The sequence below is a fragment of the Nocardiopsis valliformis DSM 45023 genome (assembly GCF_000340985.1).
Lineage (GTDB): Bacteria > Actinomycetota > Actinomycetes > Streptosporangiales > Streptosporangiaceae > Nocardiopsis > Nocardiopsis exhalans.
This window is the reverse complement of record NZ_ANAZ01000054.1, coordinates 1-12,972: the sequence shown is the minus strand read 5'-3', so window position 1 is coordinate 12,972 and position 12,972 is coordinate 1. Positions and strand designations below refer to the sequence as shown.

General features: G+C 70.3%; 12 protein-coding genes. 8 read left to right on the top strand and 4 right to left on the bottom strand.

Features of this window, described 5'->3' with window-relative positions; all coding sequences use genetic code 11:
- Nucleotides 1-24: 24 nt before the first annotated feature.
- The 4 genes from D457_RS33780 (at nucleotide 25) to D457_RS0129995 (ending at nucleotide 4,041) form a co-directional block, all read left to right on the top strand.
- The gene (locus D457_RS33780; protein WP_394297055.1) at nucleotides 25-1,980 is read left to right on the top strand and encodes a sensor histidine kinase; all 1,956 of its coding nucleotides are present in this window, start codon (nucleotides 25-27) and stop codon (nucleotides 1,978-1,980) included.
- 24 nt (nucleotides 1,981-2,004) lie between these two features.
- Nucleotides 2,005-2,439 carry a response regulator gene (locus tag D457_RS0130005; RefSeq protein ID WP_026117172.1) on the top strand — a complete coding sequence of 145 codons (435 nt, stop codon included), beginning with the start codon at nucleotides 2,005-2,007 and terminating at the stop codon, nucleotides 2,437-2,439.
- Between the two features lie 129 nt (nucleotides 2,440-2,568).
- Nucleotides 2,569-3,096 (top strand): low molecular weight protein-tyrosine-phosphatase, encoded by a 528-nt coding sequence (locus tag D457_RS0130000; protein WP_017584359.1) that lies wholly within the window; start codon nucleotides 2,569-2,571, stop codon nucleotides 3,094-3,096.
- Nucleotides 3,097-4,041, top strand: coding sequence for a fructosamine kinase family protein (locus tag D457_RS0129995; protein ID WP_017584358.1), 945 nt, complete (start codon nucleotides 3,097-3,099; stop codon nucleotides 4,039-4,041).
- A gap of 37 nt (nucleotides 4,042-4,078) precedes the next feature.
- Here the strand turns inward: D457_RS0129995 and D457_RS0129990 are convergent, their stop codons facing one another.
- From D457_RS0129990 to D457_RS0129980, 3 genes are all read right to left on the bottom strand, one after another.
- Nucleotides 4,079-5,050, bottom strand: coding sequence for a carbohydrate ABC transporter permease (locus tag D457_RS0129990; RefSeq protein WP_017584357.1), 972 nt, complete (start codon nucleotides 5,048-5,050; stop codon nucleotides 4,079-4,081).
- Nucleotides 5,047-6,024, bottom strand: a complete 978-nt coding sequence (locus D457_RS0129985) for a carbohydrate ABC transporter permease (protein WP_017584356.1) — start codon at nucleotides 6,022-6,024, stop codon at nucleotides 5,047-5,049. Before D457_RS0129985 ends, D457_RS0129990 begins: the two co-directional genes overlap by 4 nt.
- Nucleotides 6,025-6,133: 109 nt before the next feature.
- Entirely contained in the window at nucleotides 6,134-7,480 is a 1,347-nt protein-coding gene (locus D457_RS0129980; protein WP_026117171.1) for an ABC transporter substrate-binding protein, read from the bottom strand.
- A gap of 154 nt (nucleotides 7,481-7,634) precedes the next feature.
- Here D457_RS0129980 and D457_RS0129975 point away from each other — a divergent pair, with 154 nt between their 5' ends.
- Together D457_RS0129975 and D457_RS36710 are read left to right on the top strand one after the other, a co-directional pair.
- Nucleotides 7,635-8,741 carry a Gfo/Idh/MocA family oxidoreductase gene (locus D457_RS0129975; RefSeq protein ID WP_017584354.1) on the top strand — a complete coding sequence of 369 codons (1,107 nt, stop codon included), beginning with the start codon at nucleotides 7,635-7,637 and terminating at the stop codon, nucleotides 8,739-8,741.
- A 145-nt stretch (nucleotides 8,742-8,886) separates the two neighbouring features.
- The gene (locus tag D457_RS36710; RefSeq protein WP_193374555.1) at nucleotides 8,887-9,681 is read left to right on the top strand and encodes a hypothetical protein; all 795 of its coding nucleotides are present in this window, start codon (nucleotides 8,887-8,889) and stop codon (nucleotides 9,679-9,681) included.
- Nucleotides 9,682-9,690: 9 nt separating this feature from the next.
- Here the strand turns inward: D457_RS36710 and D457_RS0129965 are convergent, their stop codons facing one another.
- Nucleotides 9,691-10,302 carry a TetR family transcriptional regulator gene (locus tag D457_RS0129965; RefSeq protein WP_017584352.1) on the bottom strand — a complete coding sequence of 204 codons (612 nt, stop codon included), beginning with the start codon at nucleotides 10,300-10,302 and terminating at the stop codon, nucleotides 9,691-9,693.
- A 44-nt stretch (nucleotides 10,303-10,346) separates the two neighbouring features.
- Between D457_RS0129965 and D457_RS0129960 the strand changes: the two genes are divergently transcribed.
- Nucleotides 10,347-11,531 (top strand): MFS transporter, encoded by a 1,185-nt coding sequence (locus D457_RS0129960; protein ID WP_017584351.1) that lies wholly within the window; start codon nucleotides 10,347-10,349, stop codon nucleotides 11,529-11,531.
- An 82-nt stretch (nucleotides 11,532-11,613) separates the two neighbouring features.
- On the top strand, nucleotides 11,614-12,972 hold the full coding sequence (locus D457_RS0129955; protein ID WP_017584350.1) for a four-carbon acid sugar kinase family protein: 1,359 nt from the start codon (nucleotides 11,614-11,616) through the stop codon (nucleotides 12,970-12,972).

Sequence of the window (12,972 nt, the reverse complement as noted above, 5' to 3'; positions counted from 1 at the left end):
CCCACCGGGGAGGAACACCACAGCATGAACACCGAGTCCGCAGCCACCTCCGAACCGGACGGGGGGCCGGACCCGGAACAGGGGGAGGGCTCCCGGCCGTCCGTCGGGGGAGGTCACTTCGTGCACGCCTCCCCGCTCGGGCGGATCCACTCCGCCCGGCACTCCTGGAGCCTGCGCCGCCGGGTCACCAGCCTGCTGACGGTGGTCGCCGTCGTCCTGGTGGTGGCCGTCTCGGTGATCACCATCGCGGCTTTCCAGGCCCGGGACTCCCTGGTCCTGCAGGTCGACTCCCTGACGCCGGGGCTGAGCACCGTCGAGCAGACCCGCTCGGCCTACCTCAGCCAGGACCACGCCCTGCGCGGCTACATCCTCACCAGCGACCGCGACTTCCTCCAGCCCTTTGTCGAGCAGCGCATGGCGCTCGCCGAGTACCGCAGCGCCCTGACCACGCTGGCGGAGGAGAACGAGGAGGTCGCGCCCAAGGTCAACGAGCTCATCGAGGCCGGTGACGTCTGGAGCGAGGATTTCGCCGAACCCGTTCTGGAGCAGGTCCGCACCGGCGAGTCCCCCACCCAGGAGGAGCTTCAGCGCGGCCGTGTGCTGTTCTTGGAGCTCAACCGGGCCGCCGACGCCACCACCAACCACCTCACCAGCGAGATCCAGGAGGCCCAGAGCGGCCTGACCCTGGCCACCCAGCAGGTCGTGGCCCTGCTGGTGCTGGTCGGCCTGGTCGTGGTGTTCCTGTCTGTCTTCCTGTGGGTGATGCTCCAGCAGTGGGTGCTGCGCCCGCTGGAGGACCTGGCTGGGCACATGCGCCAGGTATCCGAGGGCTACTACGCCCACCGCATCTCCCTGCACGGACCGCCCGAGATCGTCCAGCTGGGCCAGGACGTGGACGCCATGCGCGAGCGCATCGTGCAGGACCTGGATGAGGTCGCCTCCGCGCGGCGCAAGCTTCAGGAGCAGTCCACCCTGCTGGAGCACCAGACCGAGGAGCTGCGCCGGTCCAACCTGGAGCTTGAGCAGTTCGCCTACGTCGCCTCGCACGACCTCCAGGAGCCGCTGCGCAAGGTGGCCAGCTTTTGCCAGCTGCTCCAACGCCGCTACCAGGGCCAGCTGGACGAGCGCGCGGACTCCTACATCGACTTCGCGGTCGAGGGCGCCAAGCGCATGCAGACCCTCATCAACGACCTGCTGGCCTTCTCCCGGGTCGGACGCACCAAGAACTTCGCGCCGGTCGACCTCAACGTGGCCCTGGACGACTCCCTGAGCAGCCTGGAGACGCGGCTGGGGGAGGCGGGCGCCGAGATCACCGGCGACACCCTCCCCACGGTCCAGGGCGATCGCACCCTGCTCACCCAGGTCTTCTTCAACCTCGTGGGCAACGCGGTCAAGTTCCGCGGCGAGGACGCGCCCGCGGTCCACATCAGCGTCGAGCGCCAGGACGACGAGTGGGTGTTCTGCTGCGCGGACAACGGCATCGGGATCGAACCGCAGTACGCGGAGCGGATCTTCGTCATCTTCCAGCGCCTGCACACCCGGGAGAAGTACACCGGAACCGGTATCGGCCTGGCCATGTGCAAGAAGATCGTGGAGTTCCACGGCGGGCGCATGTGGCTGGACACGGGCCCGGAGGAAGCCGAAGGGGCCGAAACCACCGACGACACGGACTCCGGGCGGACCGGAACCCGCATATGCTGGACCTTGCCCGTCGACACCGACGCGGAAGTGGAAGAAACGGCTGCCGTGGAGGGAACCGAATCGACCGACGACACCGATAACGGCGTCGAGGGCACCGAGGCCGCCGAATCCGCCCCCGCGGAGCAGGCGCCGACGGCCACACGAGAGCCCGGCGAGACCGAGCCGGAGACCGAGTCCCCCACGGGTAGCGAACCCGGCGGGGAACCGCGTCCCCTGCCCGGTGGAGCCGGCGATACGGTTCCACCCGGTCCGCAAGGACACGGGTCGGGACCCGTATAGGGGTCTGAAAGCTTGAGCGAGGTCATGTTGGTGCATCCCATTGAGGTGCTGCTGGTCGAGGACGATCCCGGTGACGTCCTGATGACCAAGGAGGCGTTCGAGGAACACAAGCTGGGCAACCGCCTGCATGTGGTCTCGGACGGCGTCGAGGCGCTCCGCTTCCTGCGTCGCGAAGGCGAGTTCGCCGACGCCCCCCGCCCCCACCTGATCCTCCTGGACCTCAACCTGCCGCGTAAGGACGGCCGGGAGGTGCTGGAGGAGGTCAAGAGCGACGACGACCTGGCGCACATCCCCGTCGTGGTGCTCACCACCTCGGAGGCGGAGGAGGACGTGCTGCGCAGCTACCGCCTGCACGCCAACGCCTACGTGCCCAAGCCAGTGGACTTCGAGCAGTTCATCCGGGTCGTGCGGCAGATCGACGACTTCTTCGTGACCGTGGTCCGGCTGCCCAAAAGCTGACCTTCCCCAGGGCTGACCTGGGGCGGAGCCGGTATGGGTCACGGGTCGTCAGTCACGGATCGGGGACGGGAATCGCACTCACCGCGCCGGATCCGGTGGGTGGGATGGTTTTTCGTTACGGTAAGGAACATGAGCCTGCCGGAACCGCGTGACCCCGCTGGTCCCTACCGCGTCAGTGTGGTGTGCCTGGGAAACATCTGCCGCTCCCCCATGGCGGAGAAGGTGCTCACCGCAGACCTCGAACGTGCCGGAATGAGCGACCTCGTCGAGGTCGACAGCTCCGGCACGGGCGACTGGCACGTGGGTGGGGACATGGACCCCCGTGCCTCCTCGACACTGCGTGTGCACGGGTACCTGACCACCCACACCGCCCGTCAGTTCTCCCCCGAGGACCTGGCCACCCGGGACCTGATCCTGGCCATGGACCTGGACAACTTCGACGACCTGCGCCGCGTCGTCGACGAACGCGGGGCCGAATTCGGTTTCGACGTCTCCCGACTGCGGCTGTTCCGCTCCTTCGCGCCCGCGAGCGGTCCCAACCCGGAGGTGCCCGACCCCTACTACGGGGGAGACGACGGGTTTACCGCCGTCCTGAACATGGTGGAGGCCGCCGCCAAGGGCCTGACCGGGGAACTCACCACCCGGCTGCGTGGCTGAGTGGGCAGGGATCCGATCGTGCGGCCCTTCGGGTCCTCAGGCACGGGGAGCGGGCCGGGGCGTCGGGGCCGGGACCCGCTGACCGGCACCCTCGCCGACCGTGTCTCCGCGCTGCTCGACCTGGAGGTCCGGCGGGCTGCCCGGGCCGGGAACAGCCATGACTGGATCCTGTCCTACGCCGAACTCGCCGACGGCACCCGGCTGTTCGTCAAGTCGCTCTCCCGCGGCAGCGTACCCACGGGGGTGCTGGTCGCCGAGGCACGCGGTCTGGAATGGCTCGGGCGGTGTTTCGGCTCCCCGGCGATCCAACCCCTGGGCTGGGACGAACGCCTGCTGGTCCTGCCGCTGGTGGAGCAGCACGAGCCCACCCCCGCCGCTGCTGAACGCCTCGGCCGCCAGCTCGCCGGGACCCACCTGACCGGGGCGGACAGCTTCGGCGCGGACTGGCCCGGCTACATCGGTCCGCTCCCGCTGGACAACACCCCGGCCCGGCACTGGCCGCGCTTCTACGCAGAGCAGCGCTTGCGCCCCTACCTGCGCCAGGCTCTGGACCAGGGGGCGCTGACCCCCACCGACGCGCGGGCGGTCGAGAAGGTGGTCGACTCGGTCGAGGATCTGGCCGGGGAGCCCGAAGCGCCCGCCCGTATCCACGGAGACCTGTGGAACGGCAACGTGCTCTGGCGCGAACGCGACGCGGTGCTCATCGACCCCGCCGCGCACGGCGGACACCGCGAGGCGGACCTGGCGATGCTGGCGCTGTTCGGCCTGCCCTACCTGGACCGGGTCCGCGACGCCTACAACGAGGTCGCCCCGCTCTCGTCGGGCTGGCGGGGCCGGGTGGCCCTGCACCAGCTGCACCCGCTGCTCGTGCACGTGTGCCTGTTCGGCGCCGCCTACCGGACCACCGCCATGGAGGCGGCGCGGACCGCCTTCCGTTCCTCCTGAATCCCGGGCGGTGGTACGGGTCGGTAGCCCGGAGCGGTCACCCCTTGACGCTGCCCGCCAGCAGTCCGCGGACGAAGTAGCGCTGGAGCAGGAAGAACACGAGCAGCGGGACGATGATCGACACGAACGCGCCCGCGGTGAGCCGGTGCCAGGCCTCGCCCCGGGTCCCCGCCAGTTCCGCCAACCGGACGGTGAGCGGCGCGGTGGCGGTGTCGCCCCCGGCGAAGATCAGCGCCACCAGCAGGTCGTTCCAGACCCACAGGAACTGGAAGATGCCCAGGGACACCAATGCGGGCGCGATCAGCGGCAGTGCCACCTTGCGGAAGATCGTGCCGTGCCCGGCGCCGTCCACGCGCGCGGCCTCGAAGAGCGACTTCGGCAGCTGAGAGATGAAGTTGTGCATCAGGAAGATGCCCAGCGGCAGCCCGAAGATGGTGTGCGCGACCCACACGTTGGTGAATGCCATCGCTCCGGTGAGCTCCCACGCGGGCAGCAGCTGCACCTCGCCGATCGACACCCCCTGGGAGAAGAACCGCAGCAGCGGCACCAGGGACATCTGGAGCGGGACGATCTGGAGCGCGAAGATGCCCAGGAACACCCAGTCGCGGCCGCGGAAGTCGATCCAGGCCAGCGCGTAGGCGGCCAGCGCCGCGATGCCCAGGACGAACACCGTCGAGGGCAGGGTGATGACGAACGAGTTCACGAAGTGGCTGGCCAGGCGACCGTCGCTGGCGCTGCCGAAGAGCACGTCCCGGTAGTTGTCCAGGGTCACTTCGGGGGAGCCGAAGAACGTCCACCAGCCGGTGGTGCGGATCTGCTCGGAGGGCCGGAAGGAGGAGATGAACAGCCCGGCGGTGGGCAGGGTCCACACCACGGCGATGACCAGCGCGACCAGGCTGGCGGTCCCGCTGGTGAGCCGCCTGCGAACCCGAGCGGCGGCGCCCCGGTCGGCGGGGGCGGAACGCTCGGGGGCGGCCTCGGCCTCGGGACGGGGTCCGGTCTTGCTCATGCCAACTCCCTGGCCTTGCGGTTGCGCCGGATCTGGAGGACGACCAACGGGATGACCAGGACGAACAGGAAGACGGCCAGAGCCGAACCCTGCCCCAGCTGGCCCTGGGAGAACGCCTGGCTGTACATCTCGTTGGCGATCACGCTGGTGCCGTAGTTGCCGCCGGTCATGGTGCGGACGATGTCGAAGACCTTGAGCGTCTGCACCGAGATGGTGATGAGCACGACCAGCAGGGTGGGCCAGACCGACGGCAGGGTGATCCGGCTGAACAGCTGCCAGGGCCCGGCGCCGTCGATCCGCGCGGCCTCCACGGTCTCGGTGGGGATGGCCTTGATGGCGGCGGACATGACCACCATCGCGAACCCGGCCTGCACCCAGATCAGCACCAGGATCAGCAGGAACGTGTTGAGGGGCTGGTTCAGCAGCCACAGCTGGGGCTCACCGCCGAACCACACCACGATCTGGTTGAGCAGCCCGTACTGCTCCTGGTCGGCGGGCCGGTAGGCGTACACGAACCGCCAGATGATGCTCGCGCCGACGAAGGAGATCGCCATCGGCATGAACACCAGGGACTTGGCCAGGGACTCGAACCGGGACCGGTCGATGAGTACGGCGTAGAGCAGCCCGACCGCGGTGGCCAGGACCGGCGCGAACAGCACCCACAGCAGGGTGTTCAGCAGGACCTGGAGGATCTCCGGGCGCTGGAACATCCACAGGTAGTTGGCCAGCCCGACGAACGTGTCGCCGCTGCGGTCGTAGAAGGACAGCACGGTGGTGCGGATGACCGGGTAGACGAGCCCACCGAGCAGCAGGAGCACGGCCGGGCCGAGGAAGAAGACCGCCTGCCAGCGGTCCCGCTTGCTGCGGGGCGCGTCGAGCAGGACGAGCATCAGGCCGATGACGCCGAGGAAGACGACGATCCCGATGAGCATCCACACGAGCTTGGGCAGCTCGTTCAGGAAGGAGAACTCCATGGAAGATCCCTGGTGCCTGGAGAAGGGAGGGGAGAGGGCGACGGGTGGGCCCGGCCACGTGGACCGGGCCCCCGACGTTCAGCCGGAGCCGGGGCGGCTGCGGGCGACTTTAGGGCCAGGCGGACTCCACGCTCTCCAGGACCGTGGCGGTGTCGGCGCCGGTCACCCAGTCGACCATGCCGCTCCAGAAGACGTTGGTGCCCACCGAGGAGGGCATGGCGTCGCTGCCGTCGAAGTGGAAGACGGTGTCCGGGTCGTTGAGGACCTCGGCGGTGAACTGGTCGGTGGGGTCGGCCAGCACGGACTGGTCGAGGTCCTGGTGGGCGGAGACCCAGGAACCCAGGGAGGCGCGCTGGTTGGCGTACTCGCCGGAGGAGAGGTACTCGTGCATGGCCACGACCTCGTCGCGGTCGTCGAAGGCGACCACGAACTCGCCGCCGCCCATGATCGGGACCTCGGCGTCGGCCTCCAGCGGGGGCAGGACGAAGCCGTAGATGTCGGCGTCCTCGCCGATCTCCACGTCGTCCTCGAACTGGGCGCCGTAGAAGGAGCCCATTAGGTACAGGGCGCAGCCGCCGTCCAGCAGGGGCATCCCGGCCTCCTGGAAGGAGGTGACGGCGATGCTGTCGACCCCGCCGAAGGTGCCGTTGACGTAGTCCTCGTTGCGGATGATCCCGTCGGCCAGGTCGAAGGCCTCCTCGACCTCGGGGGCGTCGAACGGGATGTCGTGGGCGATCCAGTCGTGGTAGACGTCCGTGCCTGACGTGCGCAGGAGGGCGTTCTCGATCCAGTCGGTGCCGGGCCAGCCGGTGGCGTCGCCGGACTCGAAGCCCACACACCAGGGCTTGGTGCCGTCGGCGGCGATGGTGTCGCTGAGCTCGACCATCTCGTCCCAGGTCGCGGGGACCTCGTGGCCGTTCTCAGTGAAGAAGGTGGGGGAGTACCAGACCATCGACTTCATGTTGGCGCCGAGCGGGGAGCCGTACAGGTCGCCGTCGACGGTGGCGTAGCCCTGCCAGTCCTCGGACCAACCGGACTCGACGTTGCTCTGCACCCCGTCCGCGACCGGGACGGCGTGGCCGTCCTCGGCCGCGCGCTCCAGCAGGCCGGGCTGGGGGATGAAGGCGAGGTCGGGGGCGTTGCCGCCGTCGAGGCGGACCGGGAGCTGGGCCTCGAACTCGCCGCTGCCCTCGTACTGGACGGTGATTCCGGTACAGGCGGCGAAGTCCGCCCAGGACTCCTCCAGACGGTCACCCTCCTCGTCGCGGATGGACGCGTAGATGGAGACAGTGCCGCCGGTGTCCTCCCACTGTTCGTAGGGGGAGCAGTCGATGTCGGAGGTGTCGGCGGTGCCGCCGTCGCCCCCGCTCAGGTAGGAACAACCGGAGACCAGGAGGACCAGGCCTCCCGTGGCCGCTGCTGCGGCCATAAGGCGGCGGTTGACCGGACTTGGCATGGGGGTTCACTCCTTCGGCACGCACACCCGCCGGTGCTGCGGGTGTGATACAGGTCATGCGCGTTTCGATGAAAGTCTGTTTCGGGCTGATTGTCCAGAGTTTGCGCAAATTCTTGCGTAACGATCCGGCGCGCGGAGCCTTACATTGGAGGGTATGGCTCCCGCACCCACCAGCCCTGGTCAGGGCATCCCCGAACATGACGGACCCGAGCTGCACGTCGCCCTGATCGGCTACGGCAAGGGCGGTGAGGTCTTCCACGCGCCCCTCATCGATGCGGTCCCCGGACTGCGCCTGTCCGCCGTGGTCACCGGTTCCCCCGAGCGTCAGCGCGCCGCACGGGAGCGCTACCCCGGGATCAGCGTCTACGACACGGCCGCCGAGCTGTGGGCCGACGCCGGGCGCTACGAGATCGCGGTCATCAGCACCCCCAACGACACCCACGCGCCGCTGGCCCGCGCCGCTCTGGAAGCCGGATTCGCGGTGGTCGTGGACAAGCCCTTCGCGCTCACTGCGGACCAGGCCCGGGAGCTCACCGACCTGGCGGCCGAGCTCGGACACGTGCTCACCGTGTACCAGAACCGCCGCTGGGACGCCGATTTCCTCACCCTGTGGGGGCTGATCGAGGAGGGCGCGCTCGGGCGGGTGCACCGTTTCGAGTCGCGCTTCGAGCGGTGGCGCCCCGAACCCAAGGGGACCTGGCGGGAGACCGGCGGCGCGGAGGTCGGCGCGGGGATCCTGTACGACCTCGGACCGCACCTGATCGACCAGGCGGTCAACCTGTTCGGCCCGGTCGCCTCGGTCTACGCCGAGGTCGACGCCCGACGCGAGGGCGTGCGGGCCGACGACGACGTCTTCCTGTCCCTGAAGCATGTCCGGGGCACGCGCTCCCACCTGTGGATGAGCGCGCTCAGTGCGCAGAACGGGCCCCGTTTCCGGGTCCTGGGCAACGAGGCGGCCTTCATCAGCCAGGGCCTGGACGGCCAGGAGGCCCGGCTGGTGGCGGGTGAGCGCCCGGACGCCGCGGACTGGGGCGTGGTCCCGGAGGGGGAGTGGGGGCTGCTGGGGTCCGACGGCCAGACCAAGCCGGTGCCCAGCAGCCGTGGGGCCTACCCCGAGTTCTACGCCGGGGTGCGCGACGCGGTCGGCGAGGGCGAGCCGCTGCCGGTGGACCCGCACGAGGTCATCCACGGCCTGGAGGTCATCGAGGCGGCCCTGCAGAGTGCACGGACCGAATCCGTGGTGACACTGCCCGGTCGCTGAGCAGGACCGACGGGTGTGAGGGTCGGGTCTTCCCGCAGGGGAGGTTCGGCCCTTCGGTGTGTCCGGGGCGGGCCGATCATTGACATCCAACTAGTTGGTTGGTTTTATGTGGACGTCCGAACCGACGACAGGAAGAGGTACGGGCATGGCACGGGGAACAGCTGGGGCCACAGGGCGCGGACGGTCCCGCGCGGTGCTGCTCGGCGTCGCCGCGTCGATGGCGGTCGTGCTCGGCACGTCGCTGTGGGCCTATGCGGAAACGCGCAGTGGAGCGGAGCCCGCCGACTACGTGACCGATGCGAGCCAGGAGGAAGAGGAGGAAACCGTGAGCCCGACGACCGAGATCGACGACCCCGCGCTGCGGGGCACCGAGGTGCGGATCCCGCAGGGCTGGGCGCCAGCCGGGGAAAGCGCCGTGCACCACGACACCGCGGAGGTCATCGTGCGGCGCTACCAGGCCGACGGTGAGCGAACGCTCGGCGGGAGTCACCTGAGCGTCGTGGAAGGGGAAGGCGGACGGCTCGTCGGGCTCACCCGCCTGGACGCGGCGGCTGCGGGCGACCCCGGTGACCTGCCCGGTCACGAGCAGGCCCGGGAGGTTGCCTACACCTGGCTGGCCCGGCAGGACCCGGAGTACCTGGAAGGGCTCACCGAGCAGTGGGTGGACCGGCACGACGAGGTCGTGGTGGACGCCGACGGGCAGGAGACAGTGGTCCCCGGAATCAAGGTCAAGACGCGGCACGAGGACGGACGCTACGCCTGGGTGATCGTGGGCGTCGGGTCCCAGGTCGTGACCTTCGAGCGCGACATCACCTGGGACTCCGCCGAACAGCGCCGGTCCACCCAGATGTGGCTGCACGATGCGTGGGTCGCGGCGGTGGAGGGCACCGGCGAGCAGCCGCCCGCCCCGGCGGCGGTCGCCGATGCCGATCGCCCCTGAACTCTCTCCTTAGGCGTCCGGTGCGCTGCCGGGGATCGCCTTCCGGGTGAACTCCGTCAGGAACGCGCGCAGACCGTCCTGGGTCTGGTCGTCGGCGGGGTCGCGGCCCAGCACCAGGCGGGTCAGCTGCGGGGTGAGCTGGGGCCAGGCGGCCAGACCGATCAGGGTGAGGAGCAGGTGGCGCACGTCGACGTCAGAACTCTCCCCGTTCTCCTCGCCCACCGCTCCGGAGAGCGAGGCGACCTTGGTGTCGTACAGGGCCGCGCGCCCCTCCTCGTCCGGGACGGGGGAGTCACCGTAGTGCAGGGCCTCCCACATCAGCAGGCGCAGCACGTCCGGGTGAGCGCGGTGGTAGTCGAAGACGCGGCCGACATAGGCGGCGGGGTCGCTGTCGCCGGTGAGGGTCACGGCCCGGGACAGCTCGCCGACCGCCTGGCCGACCACGTGTCGGAACAGCTGCTCCTTGTCACCGAAGTGAGCGTAGATGCGCTGCTTGTTGACCCCGGCGTTCTCGGCGATGCGGTCCACTCGCGCGCCGGCGATGCCATGGGCGGCGAACTCCGCCCGGGCCGCGCCGAGAAGGAGGGTCCGGGTGTTCTCGGTGCGTGAGGCGTTGTCCATGTCAGCAGAATAGACCAACTGGTTGGTTTTGGAAGGTAGGGATCTTGTCCACCGCACGGCACACCACCGCGCTCTCCCTGACCGGTGTCCTCGTGGTCGGCCAGCTCTACGCCGTCCTCCCGCTTCTGACCCCCATGGCCCTGGAGTGGGGCGAGGAGCAGTCCACCGTCGCTTGGACGGTGACCGCCTTCGCCGTCGCCTACGCCGCGGGTTTCCTGGTCTCCGGTCCGGCCGCTGACCGCTTCGGCCCCCGCCGGGTGATGGCGGCGGGGGCACTGGCGACAGCGCTGCTAACTGGGGCCGTGGCACTGGCCCCGAACGCGGCCGTCGGTCTGGCACTGCGGGCCTTGCAAGGGCTGGCCGCGGCCTCCTTCGCCCCGGCGGCCTTCAGCTACGTGGCCACCCGGATCGCTCCCGAGCACCGGGGCACCGCCATCACCTGGCTGACCAGCTCCTTCCTCGCAGCGGCCGTGATCGGGCAGCTCGCCGCCCAGACCCTCGAACCGGGGATCGGCTGGCGTGGGGTGTTCACCGCCTCTGCCGCTGCCCTGGCCGTGGCGGCCCTGACCCTGCGGTGCGTGCTCGCCCCCGACGCTGCCCGGCGGTCGGCCGAGGGAGGGGACGACGGGGGCGGCAGCAGCATGCTCGGCCTGCTGCGCGACCGCCGACTCCTCCTGCTCTACGGTGCCACCGCCACCCTGCTGTTCGGCTTCGTCGGGGTCTACGGCGGCCTGGAGCTCTCCGGCCCGGACTGGCTCACCGGCGACCCTCGGGCGATGCTGACCCTACGCGCCGGTGCCCTCCCGGCGATGCTCGCGATCCCCCTCCTCAGCTCCCGGCTCGCCCGCCACGCCCCCGGGGTGCGAGTGCCCGCCGCGCTCTTCGGTGCCGCCCTGACCGCGGCGGCGACCGGACTGGTCGCCGACCTCGGCCCGCTCGCCCTGGGCACCGGCCTGCTGGCCTTCGCGGGATGTGTGGCCGTGGCCGCGCCCGCGCTAGTCCAGGCGATCGGGGTGCGCGCCGGTGCGGCCCGCGGCGGGGCCACCGCCCTGTACACCTTCGCGCTGTTCGTCGGCGCGGGGGTCGGCCCCCAGCTCGCCACCGTCCTGTCCGGGCTGGGATTCCACGCGGTCACCTTCGGTGCGGCGGCCGCCCTGGCCGGGGGAGGCGTGCTGGCCCTGGCCGCGTTCCTCCCCCGCCGGAGGGAACCGGTCCCGGCGGTAAACTGACGCTCTTGGCCTGGGAACCTCCCCTGGGGCCTATGTTGGAGACAGGTTGAACAAGGGTTTCCAACGCCGAAGGAGCAGCGCCGTGGCCCAGGTCCTCGTGGTCGCCGACGACCTCACCGGTGCCAACGCCACCGGCGCCCGTTTCGCTCGTACGGGCATGCGGGTGGCCACGGTGACCCCCGAACACGTCAGCCGGGTCGCCGGGGACTACGACGTGGTGGTCGCCAACCTGGACAGCCGCCACGTCCCGGCCGAACAGGCCGCCGACCTGGTCACCGACGTGGTGGAGGCGGTCTGGCCGGTGGGCCTGGTGGTCAAGCGCACCGACACCACCCTGCGCGGCAACATCGGTGCGGAGATCGAGGCCACCTATGACGCCGTCCGCGACCGGCTCCCCGCCGGGACCCGCGTCCGTGTGCTGTTCACCCCGGCCTTCCCCGGTTCGGGCCGCATCACCGAGGACGGCGTTCAGCTACTTAACGGCCTGCCCCTGGAGCGCACCGAACTCGCGGTGGACCCCCTCTGCCCAATGACCACCAGCGTGGTCGCCGACATCCTCGCCGAGCAGACCGACCTCTCCGTGCGGCACGTGCCCATCCGCCGGATCACCCAGGAGATGCTCACCGCCGAACTCCTCGCCGGTGACGAGCCCATCGTGCTCTGCGACGCCAGCAGCGAGCAGCACCTGACCGACATCGCCGAAGCCGCGGCCACCGCCCACCAGACCGACGGCACCGTCTGGGTGGCGGTCGACCCCGGGCCCACCGGAGCCCTGCTCGCCTACGCCCTGCGCCTGCGCGGTCAGGCGGGCTCCCGGGGACCGCTGCTCGCGGTCGCGGGCAGCACCACCGAACTCACCCGCCGCCAGCTGGCCACGGTCGCCCGCACCGGTGCGGTCCGCTTCGTGGACGTGGACGCCGTCGCGATCAGCGACCCGGACAGCGACCACACCGACGAGGTGGCGGACGAACTCACCGCGCACCTGTCCTCCTCGGGCTTCCCGGAACTGTGCGTGCTGCGCGTGGTCACCACTGCCGAACGCGTCCGCGAACTCCCGCCCCAGGCCCGCGCCGAGCTTCCGGGACGCATCGCGAGCCTGGTGGCCGATGTGGTCAACGAACTGGCCGACACGGTGGGGGCCCAGGCCCTGCCCAGCGGGCTCTACCTGACCGGCGGCGACCTGGTGGCCAGCCTCCTGGACGAACTAGACGTGCACGCCTTCGACGTGGGCGGCGAGATCGTCCCGCTCGCTGTGCACGGGCACCTGAGCGGGGGGCCTCTGGACGGCACCCCGGTCGTGGCCAAGGGCGGACTGGTCGGCGACGACATCACCCTGGTTGAGTGCCTGGCCAAGCTGAGAAGAGCGGTCCAGACCCGCCTCCACCAGGTGCACTCCGAAGTCTCCGAGCACGTGATCCCCACTCTGGTCCGCGAGCCTTAG

What these genes read in the sequence shown, in the direction of transcription:
- D457_RS33780 (WP_394297055.1), top strand. Translation starts at nt 25, where the DNA reads ATGAACACCGAGTCCGCAGCCACCTCCGAACCGGACGGGGGGCCGGAC.
- D457_RS0129975 (WP_017584354.1), top strand. Translation starts at nt 7,635, where the DNA reads ATGGCTCCCGCACCCACCAGCCCTGGTCAGGGCATCCCCGAACATGAC.
- D457_RS0129980 (WP_026117171.1), bottom strand. Translation starts at nt 7,480, where the DNA reads ATGCCAAGTCCGGTCAACCGCCGCCTTATGGCCGCAGCAGCGGCCACG.
- D457_RS0130000 (WP_017584359.1), top strand. Translation starts at nt 2,569, where the DNA reads ATGAGCCTGCCGGAACCGCGTGACCCCGCTGGTCCCTACCGCGTCAGT.
- D457_RS0129990 (WP_017584357.1), bottom strand. Translation starts at nt 5,050, where the DNA reads ATGAGCAAGACCGGACCCCGTCCCGAGGCCGAGGCCGCCCCCGAGCGT.
- D457_RS36710 (WP_193374555.1), top strand. Translation starts at nt 8,887, where the DNA reads ATGGCACGGGGAACAGCTGGGGCCACAGGGCGCGGACGGTCCCGCGCG.
- D457_RS0129965 (WP_017584352.1), bottom strand. Translation starts at nt 10,302, where the DNA reads ATGGACAACGCCTCACGCACCGAGAACACCCGGACCCTCCTTCTCGGC.
- D457_RS0130005 (WP_026117172.1), top strand. Translation starts at nt 2,005, where the DNA reads ATGTTGGTGCATCCCATTGAGGTGCTGCTGGTCGAGGACGATCCCGGT.
- D457_RS0129985 (WP_017584356.1), bottom strand. Translation starts at nt 6,024, where the DNA reads ATGGAGTTCTCCTTCCTGAACGAGCTGCCCAAGCTCGTGTGGATGCTC.